The organism is Streptomyces sp. NPDC055815 (assembly GCF_053616475.1).
This window is the reverse complement of the sequence record NZ_JBSHDU010000037.1, coordinates 72,062-83,906: the sequence shown is the minus strand read 5'-3', so window position 1 is coordinate 83,906 and position 11,845 is coordinate 72,062. Positions and strand designations below refer to the sequence as shown.

At 74.6% G+C, this 11,845-nt stretch carries 6 protein-coding genes; all 6 read right to left on the bottom strand.

Translation table 11 applies throughout. The features are described 5' to 3' along the window. Positions 1–67 precede the first annotated feature (67 nt). Genes fabV through ACWGN5_RS23350 form a run of 6 tightly spaced genes read right to left on the bottom strand, consistent with a single transcriptional unit; the run spans position 68 to position 11,766 of the window. Positions 68–1,276, bottom strand: coding sequence for an enoyl-[acyl-carrier-protein] reductase FabV (gene fabV, locus ACWGN5_RS23375; protein ID WP_453518307.1), 1,209 nt, complete (start codon positions 1,274–1,276; stop codon positions 68–70). After that, the gene (locus ACWGN5_RS23370; protein ID WP_453518305.1) at positions 1,273–1,794 is read right to left on the bottom strand and encodes a flavin reductase family protein; all 522 of its coding nucleotides are present in this window, start codon (positions 1,792–1,794) and stop codon (positions 1,273–1,275) included. Before ACWGN5_RS23370 ends, fabV begins: the two co-directional genes overlap by 4 nt. Next, positions 1,791–2,909 carry a histidinol-phosphate transaminase gene (gene hisC, locus ACWGN5_RS23365; protein WP_453518310.1) on the bottom strand — a complete coding sequence of 373 codons (1,119 nt, stop codon included), beginning with the start codon at positions 2,907–2,909 and terminating at the stop codon, positions 1,791–1,793. Before hisC ends, ACWGN5_RS23370 begins: the two co-directional genes overlap by 4 nt. Positions 2,910–2,933: 24 nt before the next feature. After that, positions 2,934–4,142, bottom strand: a complete 1,209-nt coding sequence (locus ACWGN5_RS23360) for a cytochrome P450 (protein ID WP_453518302.1) — start codon at positions 4,140–4,142, stop codon at positions 2,934–2,936. Then, on the bottom strand, positions 4,139–4,372 hold the full coding sequence (locus tag ACWGN5_RS23355; RefSeq protein ID WP_453518299.1) for an MbtH family protein: 234 nt from the start codon (positions 4,370–4,372) through the stop codon (positions 4,139–4,141). The genes ACWGN5_RS23360 and ACWGN5_RS23355 overlap by 4 nt, the downstream gene beginning before the upstream one ends. Positions 4,373–4,401: 29 nt before the next feature. Beyond that, positions 4,402–11,766 (bottom strand): alpha/beta fold hydrolase, encoded by a 7,365-nt coding sequence (locus tag ACWGN5_RS23350; protein WP_453518296.1) that lies wholly within the window; start codon positions 11,764–11,766, stop codon positions 4,402–4,404. Positions 11,767–11,845: the final 79 nt, after the last annotated feature.

Sequence of the window (11,845 nt, the reverse complement as noted above, 5' to 3'; positions counted from 1 at the left end):
GCCGGCCCCCCGCCGCGGGGGGGGGCCGGGGCCCCCCCCCCCCCGGCGGCGGCGTCGGGCTCGCTCGTCAGACGGCGGGCCAGGGAACGTCCGTCTCGACCGGGGCGGCGTAGTCGACTCCGGGGACGCTGAAGCCGTACAGCTGCCGGACGCTGTCACGGAACCAGTCCAGGTCGGCGAGGTCCGTGATGGTGTCGGTGGTGACGGTCCGCCAGCGGTCGGCGACGGCGGCTTGGACCTCGTCCGCGAGCTCCCAGGTGTCGAGGCGCACCCGCGCCTCGTCGTCCGTCACGAGCGGGCTCCGGCCGGTGAGCTGGTCCCACAGCTCCGCCAGCTGGTCGACCGGGGACACCATGCCGTCCCCGAGGACGCCCCGCAGGAGGCCGGTGTACAGGGCGATGCCCGGAATGGCGGTCGACGACTGCGTGACGGCGGCGCCGTTGACCGAGGTCACCGCGCGACCTCCGCAGAGGTCACGCAGCCGCGCGTCGAGCACCCGGGCGGTCTGCTCCAGGTGGGCCTTGGCGGCGCCGATCGTGCCCTGCCGGTAGATGTCGGCCGTCAGCGGAGAGCCGATGTACGAGAGGGCAGCCGTGCTGAAACCGTCGGCGAGCAGCCGGCGGCCGGCCAGGTGGGACACCCACCGCTCCCAGTCGGTGCCGCCCATCACGGCGACCGTCTGCGCGATCTCGTCCTCGTCGGCCGGCTCGGTCGACACCTCCCGGACGTCCGGCTTCCCGTCCTCGTCGAAGACCAGGGTCCGGGTACGGGCCGTGCCGCCGATCGGCTTGAGGGCCGAGGCGTAGGTGACGCCCGTCTCGGGGTCGGTGCGGCGCGGGGCCGCCACCGAGTAGATCAGGTGGTCGAGCCGGCCGAAGCGCTTCTCGATCAGGTCGGCGACCTGGTCCTTCATGCCGTCGGAGAACGCGTCGCCGTTGAGGAAGTACATCTCCCGCCCGGCCTCCCGGGCCAGTTCGGCGGTGGCCGCGGTGCGGTACCAGCCCGCGGTGCCGGTCCTGCGCTCGGTCGGCGCCTTCTCGAAGGAGACGCCGATGCCGCGGATGCCCGCGCGGGCGAGCCCGGCGATGGCGGCGGCCAGCCCGTAACCGGAGGAGGAGCCGATGACCAGGGCCACGGGCGCGTCCTCGCCGAGGTCCGCCGCGGGCCGGGCGGCTGCCGAGCGCCACATGTCGTTCACCAGGCGGGTGCAACCGGCGGGGTGCGCGTCCAGAAAAAGGAAGCCGCGGTTGCGCGGGGTGATGACGCGTTCGCTCATGAAATAGTCCTTGACGTGACGAAGGGCATGATCTTGGGGCTTGGTCCGAGCGTACCGAAACCGCGGTCGACGTAGATCAGAGGTGCTTCCCGGGAACTCCGCCGGGCGCCCGTCACCGCACCGAGCAGGAGGACGTGGTCGCCGCCCCGGACCTCCCCCGCGATGTCGCACGTGACCCATCCGAGGCAGCCGGCCAGTCGCGGCAGCCCGTTGTCGGCGTGCCAGTCCACGCCGGCGAAGCGGTCCACGTCACGCCGGGCGAAGCGACCGGCCAGCTCCTCCTGGGCGGCGGCGAGCACATTCACCCCGAACCGTCCGGACCGGATGATCCTGGGGAGCAGGGCGGAGGTCTCGCTCAGGGCCACGGTGACCATCGGGGGGTCGAGGGAGAGGGAGGCGAACGCGGTGACCGTGGTCCCGTGCGGCACGCCCTGTTCGAAGGCGGTCACGACGGTCACCGGGCCGCTCACGCCCGCCATGACGTCCTTGAACCGGGTCTCCGCCACGGTGGCGGTCATGCGGTGCGCCCCCGCTCCCCCGCCGGCCCGGTACGGAACCGCGCCGCACACCGCAGGAACGCGTCGTCGGCCGCGCGGTCCCCGATGCTGACCCGTACGCCCTCGCCCGGGAACGCCATGACGGACACGCCCGCCGCGGCGCAGGCGTCGGCGAACTCCTCGGTGCGGTCGCCGAGTCGCAGCCACACGAAGTTCGCGTGCGTCTCCGCCACGGCCCATCCCCGGCCCGTCAGCTCCGCGACGACCCGGGCGCGCTCGGCCGTGAGCGCGGCGACGCGTTCGCGCATCGCCGACTCGGCGCGCAGCGAGGCGACGGCCGCGTCCTGGGCGAGCTGGCTCACACCGAACGGGACCGCGGCCTTGCGCAGGGCCGCGGCCACCGGCTCGTGGGCGACGGCGTAGCCGACCCGTACCCCCGCAAGGCCGTGCGCCTTGGAGAAGGTGCGCAGCACGCAGACGTTGGGGCGGTCCCGGTAGAGCTCGACGCCGTCCGGGTGGTCCGAGCCGTCGGCGAACTCGATGTACGCCTCGTCCAGGACCACCAGGACGTCCGCGGGCACCCGGTCCAGGAACGTCTCCAGGGCGGCACGTCCGACGACGGTGCCGGTCGGGTTGTTGGGGTTGCAGACGATGATCAACCGGGTCCGCCCGGTCACTGCGCGGGCCATGGCCTCGAGGTCGTGCCGTTCGTCGCCGGTCAGCGGTATCTGGACGGGTACGGCACCGGCGAGCCGGGTCATCACCGGATACGCCTCGAAGGAGCGCCAGGCGAAGAGGACCTCGTCCCCCGGGCCGGCGGTGATCTGCAGCAGCTGCTGGGTGACGCCGACCGAGCCGTTGCCGACCGCGATGTGCGCGGCGGGGACGTCGAGCCGGGCGGCGAGTTCGGCTGTCAGCTCGCGGCACCCCATGTCGGGGTAGCGGTTGGCGTCGCCCGCGGTGGCCGCGAGCCGCTCCAGGACGCCGGGCAGCGGCGGGTAGGGGCTCTCGTTGGCGGCCAGCCGGTGGACCGGTGCCTCGCCGGCGGGGACCCGGGCCGGCGTGTAGCCGGGAACGGCGTCGAGGGCCGGGCGCAGTCGTGGCCTTGTGCTGGTGCTGGTGCTGGTGCTCGGCATCATGCCTCTTCCTTGGTCGGTGCGTCAGCGGGTGCTCGGCGTGAAGGCGACGGGAAGCCTGCTGACGCCGGTGAGGAAGTTGGACCGCGAGGAGGAGACGTCACCGGCCAGGCGGACGGTGCCCACCTGGTCGCGGATCTCCTCGAAGAGGATCCGCATCTCGATCCGGGCGAGCGCGCCGCCCAGGCAGAAGTGGGGTCCGAAGCCGTACGCCATGTGCTTGTTGGGCGTGCGCGCCAGGTCGAAGGCGTACGGGTCCTCGAACACCTCCTCGTCCCGGTTGGCCGCGCCGATCCACAGCGTGACGATGTCGCCCGCGGCGATCCGGGCGCCCCGGACGGTGGTGTCGGCGGTCGCCACCCGCGCGATGTGCAGCGCGGGCGAGGTCCAGCGGACGATCTCCTCCACGGCGCTGTCGATGACCTCGGGCCGCTCCTTGAGCAGCCGCCACTGGTCCGGGTGCTCGATCAGTGCGAGCAGGCCGCCGGCGCCGGAGAAACGGGTGGTCTCGTCGCCGCCGATGATGAGGTTGTAGCAGTTGAGGAAGACCTCGACCTCGCTCAGCGGCCGTCCGTCGATCGCACCGTTCGCGAGCATGCTCACGGCGTCGTCCCCCGGGTCCGCGCGGCGTTCGGGCACCAGTTTCGCGTAGTAGTTCATGATGTCGCTCTGCGCCCTGGCGGCCTCCATCGGCGTGCTCTCCGCGTCGAGCGCCGTCGACGTGAGCTCCAGCATGCGCGCGCGGTCCTCGACGGGAACGGCGAGCAGTTCGCAGATCGCCTCCAGCGGGATGCGCGCCGCGATGTCCGCCACGAAGTCGCAGCCGCCGCGTGCCACGGCCTCGGCGACCAGCCGCCGCGCCACCACGCGGACGCTGTCGGCGATGCGCCGCATCGACCGTGCCGAGAAGCCGCCCTGGAGGATGCGGCGCAGGTCGCGGTGGCGCGGCGGGTCGGTGACGGCCAGCATCTGCCCGCCGGCGGGGTCGCCGCCGGCCAGCAGGGTGCCCAGGATGTTGCCGCGGGCCGAGCTGAAGGTGGTGGTGTCCTTGAACACCTCCATGATGTCCGCGTAGCGGGACAGCACCCAGAACCCGGGGACGCCGGGCGTGGGTTCGTGCCAGCCGACCGGGCACTCGTTCTGCAGCCTCCGCCACAGCCGGGGCTGGTTGTCCACCGCGTAGACGTCGGGATCCAGCAGGTCGACGCCGACGGGCGTCCTCGTGTCGCTCACCGGGCGCCGTCCACCGCGTCCGCCGCGTCCGCCGCGTCCACCAGGCCGGCCGGACGCAGGTCCGTCCAGTGCTCGGTGACGAAGTCGAGGCATTCCTGCCGGGTGCCCGCGTCCCGCCGGGTGTGCCAGCCCCGGGGGACGTCCAGCGCCGCCGGCCAGAGGCAGTGCTGCCCCTCGTCGTTGGCGAGCACGCGGTAGGTACCGTCCGGGTCGTCGAAGGGATTGGTCATGGTCTTCTCCTGTGGTGCTGCCGGGCGGGTCATCCGTTCGCCATCCGCTCGCCGACCGCCGCGCCGATCTCGGCCAGCGGCTTGGGGTGGATGATGCTGTTGTGGCCGTAGGGCATCGGGCGGCTGTCGATCCGGCCGGTGCTGAACCTCTGCCAGCTGCGCGTCACAGCGTCCGCGTCGCGATCGTCGCCGTCCGCGTGGAAGAGGAGCAGGTCGCCGTCGTACGGCCGGAGCTCGCGGGCGCGCAGCGTGACGTTGTTCGCCGCGATGGCGACGAGCGAGGTGATGCTCTCCTCCGTGAGGCTGCCGAGCGGGCTGCCCTCACTGCGCAGGATCTCCAGCGCCCGGGTGCGGGTCAGCTCCTCGTCGAGGGGGCCCTCGTACCCGGCGTCGGCGAGCAGGGCGCCGAGCATCTCCTTCTCGATGTTCAGGTCGTCGCCGAACTCCGGGTCGAGCTCCGGGTCCGCCGGCCAGGCGTCGATCATGGCAAGGACGCCGACCCGCTCGCCCTCGGCGGTCAGCCGGGTCGCCATGGCATGGGCGATCACTCCTCCGAACGACCAGCCGAGGAAGTGGTACGGGCCGGTCGGCCGGATCTCGCGGACCTGCGCCAGGTAGTCGTCGACCATCTCGTCCAGCGTCGCGGGCAGGGGGTCCGTGCCGTTCAGGCCGCGGGCCTGGATGCCGTAGACCGGGTGCCGGTCCGGCAGGCCGCCGAGCAGGCCGGAGTAGCACCAGCTGATGCCGCCGCCGGGATGCAGGCAGAACAGCGGGGCGGCGTCGCCCTCCCGGCGCAGCGGCAGCACCACGGCCAGCGGGTCCTGGGCCGTCATCGGGTCGAGCTGCCGTGCCAGTCCGGCGATCGTGGGGTTCTCGAAGAGCGAGGCGATGGTCAGGTCCACGCCCAGCTCGGCGCGGAGCCGGCTGAGCAGCATGGCCGCGCGCAGCGAGTGCCCGCCGATGTCGAAGAAGTTGTCGTGGACACCGACCTCCGCCAGGCCGAGCAGATCGCACCAGATGGCGGCGATGAGCTGCTCGGCGGCGGTGTGCGGGCGGGCGCCCGCCGCCGCGGTCGCGGCACCGGCGCCGCCCTCCTCGGCGAGCCGCCGGCGGTCGACCTCTCCGCTCTCGGTCACGGGCAGCTCGGCTACCGTGGCGAACTCGCAGTCCGTGCGGGTCCCGTAGCGGTCCGGCAGGCCGAGGGGGCCACGGGCGTCCTCGGCGGCGCCGGTGGTGCGGTAGCCGAGCAGCCGGTGCAGGGGCGCGGTGGGGGCGAGCAGCCGGCCGGCCACCCAGGGCGCGGTGTGGTCCAGGCCGATCAGCAGCTGCGGAGTGCCGTGCCGCAGGGCGACGTCGAGGGAGGCGACGCCCTGTGCGGGGGCGAGCACGCGGTATCCGCGGGCCTCGGTCAGGGCCTTGAGCGCGTAACCGCGGCTGAGGCCCAGCTCGTCCCACATGGTCCAGCCCAGGCTCTGGGCGCGCATGCCGTGCGCGGTGGACTGGTGGACGGCGAGCGCGTCCAGGAAGGCGTTGGCCGCGGCGTATCCGGAGACGTTGGCACCGCCGAAGAAGCCGTTGACCGAGGAGTACGACAGGAAGCGCGCCCCCGGCCGGTCCTTCATCAGCCGGTGCAGGACGGCGGCGCCGAGCACCTTGGCCCGGGTGACCTCCGCCCAGTCGGCCTCCGAGGCCTCGGTCACCGCGGCCTCGTGGAAGTGGCCGGCGAGGTGCAGGACCGTGCCCGCCTTCGCCGCGAAGCGCTGTTCGGCGTCCTGGAGGGCCGCGCGCACGGCTGCCTCGTCGGTGACGTCGGCGGCCGCGTAGTGCACGTCGCCCAGGGCGCGCAGCCGGCGCAGGGCGGCGATCCGCTCGGCGGTGCTCCCGCCGGAGGCGAGCGCCTCGTCCCAGCCCTCCTCGGACGGCAGGACGGTCCGGCCGAGCAGCAGCAGCCGGACGCCGTATGCGGAAAGGAGGTGGGCGGCGGTCTCGACGGCGAGGCCGCCCAGGCCTCCGCTGACGACGACGAGTTCGCCCCGGCGGAGTCCGACCGCCGCGGACGGGGCGGCGGGCAGCCGCTCGATCCGGCGCACCCGGCGCTCGCCGCCGCGCAGCGCCTGCTCGGGCTCGTTGCCGGCGGCGTCGAGGAGCTCCAGGATCCGGAGCGCCAGCTCCGCGGGCTCCTGCGGCTCCACGTCGAGGTGGGTGGCGCGCAACCAGTCGTACTCCTGGCCGGCGGACTTCACCACGCCGGCCGTGGCGCCCCGCTCGGGCATCACGCGGTCGCCCTCGCGCACCCACTGGCTGTGGGTGGCGGCCACGGTCAGGGCCACCGGCCGGCCTTCGGGGTTGGCCCGGGCCACGGCGCCGACCAGCTCGGCGACCGCCAGCGGCCCCTCGCGGTAGGCCGTGGCGAGCTCCTCCGTGCCGGTCGGCAGCTCCTGGTACGGGGCGCAGCCCGCGACGTGGACGACACGGTCCACGGCGCCGTACGCCTCCCGGGAGTGGGCGGTGTCGGAGGCCTCCGCGGGAAGGACGGTGCAGCGCTCGCCCCGGGCGCGCAGCAGGCCGGCCAGGGCGTCCGCGAGACCGTGCTCGTCGGCGACGAGCAGGGTGTGGCCGGTGGCCGGTGCGAGGGGCCGGGGGCCGGCCGCGGCCCGCCGCCACACGGGCCGGTGGAACCAGTTGGGCAGCGCCGTGTCGTCGTCCGTGCCGGCTCCGGTGCGCCGCAGTTCGGCCGCGAACTCGCCGGCCTCGAACTGCTTGCGCAGCAGGCTCCGCTGGATCTTGCCGATCTCCGTCTTGGGGATGCGGTCCCGGGTGACGGGCACCAGGTAGGAGGCGTTGACCCCCGCCTCGCGCAGCAGCTTGCCGCGGATGCGGGCGATGGTGTCGGCGTCGGCCGCACCGTCCTTGGGGCAGAAGAACAGGGCCAGTTCGTCGGTGGAACTGTCGGCGGTGCGCACCGCGCAGGCCGCGGTGAAGGACCGCTCGACCTCGTCGAGCTCCTCGACGCACTCCTCCAGCTCGTGGCAGTGGAAGTTGTGGCCGTTGATGATGATGGCGTCCTTGGCCCGCCCGGTGATCGTGAGCCTGCCGTCCCACAGCACGGCGAGGTCGCCGGTCTCGAACCAGCCGTCCTCGGTGAACGACTCCGCGTTCTGCTCCGGGTTCAGGTGGTATCCGGAGGTGACCGCCGGCCCCCTGACCTGGAGCCGGCCGGACACCCCTTCGTGGACGACGGTGCCGTCACCGTCGACGATCCGCATGGTGAACCCCGGGAAGGGGGCTCCCACTTGGACGAACGGGGCGTCGTCGGCGCAGGCCGCCGGGTCGAAGCGGTCGTCGACCTCGCCCGAGGACGTCTCCGACATGCCCCAGGCCGGACGCATGGCGGTGGCGGGCAGTCCGAGCGGGGCCAGCGCCTCCATGAAGCGCCGGGTGACCCGGGGGACGATGGCCTCGCCGCCGTTGATGACCAGGCGCAGGGCGCTGAGGTCCCAGTCCTGCCCGGCGAGCAGGGCGGTGCGCTCGGCGATCAGGCCGAAGGCGAAGTTCGGGGCCCAGGTGGTCGTCACCCGGTGCTCGGCCATCTTGGCCGTCCAGCGCAGCGGGTCGGCGAGCACCCACGGGGTGGGGGCCTGGATCTGCCGGCAGCCGACGAAGACGTCGCGGATGTGGGACATCACGATGCCGCCGACGTGGTCCAGCGGCATCCAGTTGAACGAGACGTCCCGACGGGTCAGTTCGTAGACGTGCTGCGCGGCCGCCGTGCGGGTCAGCACGTTGCCATGACGCAGCTCGACCGCCTTGGGGCGGCCGGTGCTGCCGGAGGTCAGCAGCAGGAGGACCAGGTCGTCTCCCCGGGAGTCGTGCCAGTCGTCGGCCCGCGGGCCGTCGCGCAGCTCGTCGAGCACGGCGAGCCGGAGCTCCGCCCAGCCGAGCCGGTCGCCGAGGCCCCGCAGCGGGCCCGCGAGCGTGCGGTCCGTGAGCAGCAGGGGACCCGAGAGCAGCGTCCAGGCGCCCGCGAGTTTGTTGGTGGCGGCGGTGTCCTCCGCGTAGGTGGGGGACACGGCGAGCGGCACGGCGACGAACCCGCCGAGGACACAGGCCCACAGGCCGGTCACGAAGTCGCGGTTGTCCGCGAGCTGGAGGATCACCTTGTCGCCGGGGCGCGCGCCGCGCGCGCGGAGTCCGCCGAGGACCCGGGACGCCTCGTCGCGCAGCTCGCCGTACGACTGGTGGTCCTCCGCGCCGTCGGGCGAGACGTAGACGATGTCACCGGAGGCGGGGTCGGCGGCGACCCGGCGGAGCACCTCGGCCAGGTTCACCGCGCCGGGGTCGAGCGCGGGCCCGCCGCTGCTGATCGCGGGTACGTCCGAGTGCCCGGCCGTCCCGGCGGCGCCGGCCGGGGCCGGCTCGGCGGCGGAGTCGCGCGCGAGGGCCCGCGCATCGACGAAGTCCTCGTCGGCCGGTGCCGGGTCGCGCTCCGCGACCACCACGACCGCGGGAGCGCCCCGCTCGGCCAGCGCCTGCTCCCACGCACCCGCCACGTCGGCGTCGAGGACGGGGAGTTCGCCCAGCGCGGTGACGTCCACGCCGCCGCCGGGGGTACGCGGCAGGGCCGTGACGAACACGACCGCGGCCAGGGCGGCGCCGCCGGGCAGCGCGGCGCGCGCGGCCTGCGCGACCCGCTGCGCGGTCACCTGGCCGCGGCGGACCGCGTAGGCGACCAGCTCGGTGTGCCCGGCGGTGGCGCGGCGCTCGACGACCGCGGCCTCGGCGACCGCCTGTTCGGCCAGGATCGCCGCGGTCACCTCGGCGAGGTCGACGGACACGCCGGAGACGACGGCGGTACCGGGGCGGCGGCCGAGGATCTCCAGCCTTCCGTCGGCGCCGATCCGGCCGGAGTCACCGCCGGCGGCCCAGGGCGCCGGGCGGTCCCCGGCGGCCGGCCGGGCCAGGCCGGGGCCGTCGCCGTGCACCTGGGCGGGGACACCGACCGGGACGGGGGCTCCGTGCGCGTCGAGGACCCGGAGCGCCCGGAGGGGTGTGAAGAGCAGGGGCGCCTCCGCCTGGGCCGCCTCGGCGACTCCGGCCGGACCCGCCTGCGGGGTGGCGTACACCCAGCGGGCCGCGGACCCGAAGCGGTCGTGGCAGCGGCGGACGAGCGCGGGCGAGGGCAGGGAGGCGAGGCACAGCAGGGCTCGCGGGGAGGGGGCGTCCGCTGCCTCCAGGACGGTCAGGTCGGAGTCCGCGGCGATCACCACGGTGGCGTCCTCGGGGACGCCGGCACCGCCGCCGGCCACCAGGCTCGCCCCGTGGCAGACCGGAAGCAGCGTCTCCCACACGGCGCGCTCCTGGCCCCGGGCCGCGTGCCGGGCGACGGCGTCGGCGGCGGTCAGCCCGGTCAGTCCGGCCAGCCGGGCCAGCCGGTCGGCGAGCCCCGCGTGGTCGAGGACGTACGGGCCGCCCGGCACGTCGAGCAGGAGCGCGGGCGCGGAACCCGCGGGCGGCACGGGCGCCGGCGCCGCGTCCGGACCGACGCCGGTCCCGTCCAGGTCCACGGCGGCGAGGCCGTCCGCCCAGTCGCCGGCCGCGCCCCGGGTGAGCAGCAGGGTGAGCCCCGTGCGGCGGGCCGAGCGGCGCAGCAGCGCGGGGTCGTCGGACGGGTTCAGGGGCACGCACACCCCGCCCGCCGCCAGGACCGCGAGGGTGCCGACGAGTTCGTCGACCGGGCCGGCGAGGTGCAGGCCGGCCCGGGTGCCCGGTGCGAGCCCGGCATCGCGCAGCCGGGCCGCGAGGGCGCTCACGCGCGCGGCGATCTCCGCGTAGGACAGGGCGGCACCGGGGGCCCGTACCGCCGTCGCCCCGGGCCGGGCCGCCACCTGGGCGGCGAAGAGCCGCGGCACGGAGGCGTCGGCGTCGAACCCGGGACCGGCATCGGCGTCGGGTCGGGCGACCGCGTCCAGGACCCGACGGTCGTCCGCCGTGAGGAGGGACAGCTCGCCGACGGTCCGGGACGGGTCCGCCAGCGCGCCCTCGAACACCTTGGTGAGGTGCGCCGCCATGCGCTCCATGGTGACGCGGTCGAACAGGTCGGTGCTGTAGACGAAGGAGCCGCGCAGCCGGTGCGGGTCGTCCCAGCAGTGCACCTCCAGGTCGAAGCGGGCGGTGCCCTCCTCGACGGCGATCCGCTCCGCGCGCACGCCGTCGAGCGCGAAGCCGCCGAGCTCGTAGTTCTGGAGCGCGAACGTGACCTGGAACAGCGGGTTGGCCCCGATGCCGCGCTGCGGTGCGACGTCCTCCACGATCTTCTCGAAGGGGATGTCGTCGTGCGCGTAGGCGCCCTGGCTCATCTCCCGCACCCGGCCCAGGAGCCGGGTGAAGGACGGATCGCCCGAGAGGTCCGCGCGCATCGGCAGGGTGTTGACGAACGAGCCGATGAGCGGCTGGGTCTGGGCGTCGTCGCGCCCGGCCATCGGGGTGCCGAGGACGAAGTCGTCCTGCCCGGTGTAGCGGTGCAGCAGGGCGGAGACGCCGGCGAACAGCGCCATGTACAGGGTGACGCCCTGGGCCCGGCACATCTCCTTGAGCCGCCTCGTGAGTTCCTCGTCGAACGCGAAGTCGAGGCGGGCGCCGGCGAACGAACGGGTCTCGGGGCGCGGCCGGTCGGTGGCGAGCCGCAGCTCGGGCAGATCGCCGCTCAGTCGCGTACGCCAGTAGGCGAGGCCGTCCTCGAGGGCCGGGCCGCGCAGCTGCTCGGCCTGCCATTCCGCGTAGTCGCCGTACTGGATGTCCAGTTCCGGCAGCTGCGGCGCCTCGCCCGCGCGTCGGGCCCGGTAGGCCTCGGCGAGCTCCCGGAGCAGGATGCCCAGGGACCAGCCGTCCACGACGATGTGGTGCATCGACAGGACGAGCAGGTGATCGGCGGGCGCGGTGCGCACCAGGGCGGCGCGCAGCAGCGGGCCGTTCTCCAGGTCGAAGGGGGCCTGGATGAGCCCGGTCAGCTGCGCTCGCACCGCGGGGTCCTCGTACGGGGCCGGCCCGTCGGCCGCGGAGCCGGCGGCCTCGTGCACGGGCAGCGCGATGTCCACCTCTCCGGCGACGACCTGGCGCAGCTCGCCCTCGTGCTCGCGGAAGGTCGTGCGCAGCGCCTCGTGACGCCCTACGACGTCGTTGAGGGCCTGCCGGAGCACGGCGGTGTCCAGGTCACCGGTGAGCCGGTGCACCATCGACACGTTGTAGAAGGCGCTGTGCGGGTTGAGCCGGTAGAAGAACCACAGTCCCTGCTGGGCGTAGGTGGCCGGGAACTCCAGGGCGTCGGCCGCCTCCTGGGGGGCCGTCCGCACGTCGGTGGCGGGCTCCGGCGTCTCGCTCGTCGTAGCTGACGGCATCGGTGTACTCCTTGGCGGCTAGCACCCGGCTCTGCGCCGGTGGATGAGGACTCGGTGGGGATGTGAGCGGTGGGGGTGG

Bases quoted from the DNA above. Each gene is read 5' to 3' on its own strand.
- ACWGN5_RS23355 (WP_453518299.1), bottom strand. From the start codon at position 4,372: ATGACCAATCCCTTCGACGACCCGGACGGTACCTACCGCGTGCTCGCC.
- hisC (WP_453518310.1), bottom strand. From the start codon at position 2,909: ATGCCGAGCACCAGCACCAGCACCAGCACAAGGCCACGACTGCGCCCG.
- ACWGN5_RS23350 (WP_453518296.1), bottom strand. From the start codon at position 11,766: ATGCCGTCAGCTACGACGAGCGAGACGCCGGAGCCCGCCACCGACGTG.
- fabV (WP_453518307.1), bottom strand. From the start codon at position 1,276: ATGAGCGAACGCGTCATCACCCCGCGCAACCGCGGCTTCCTTTTTCTG.
- ACWGN5_RS23370 (WP_453518305.1), bottom strand. From the start codon at position 1,794: ATGACCGCCACCGTGGCGGAGACCCGGTTCAAGGACGTCATGGCGGGC.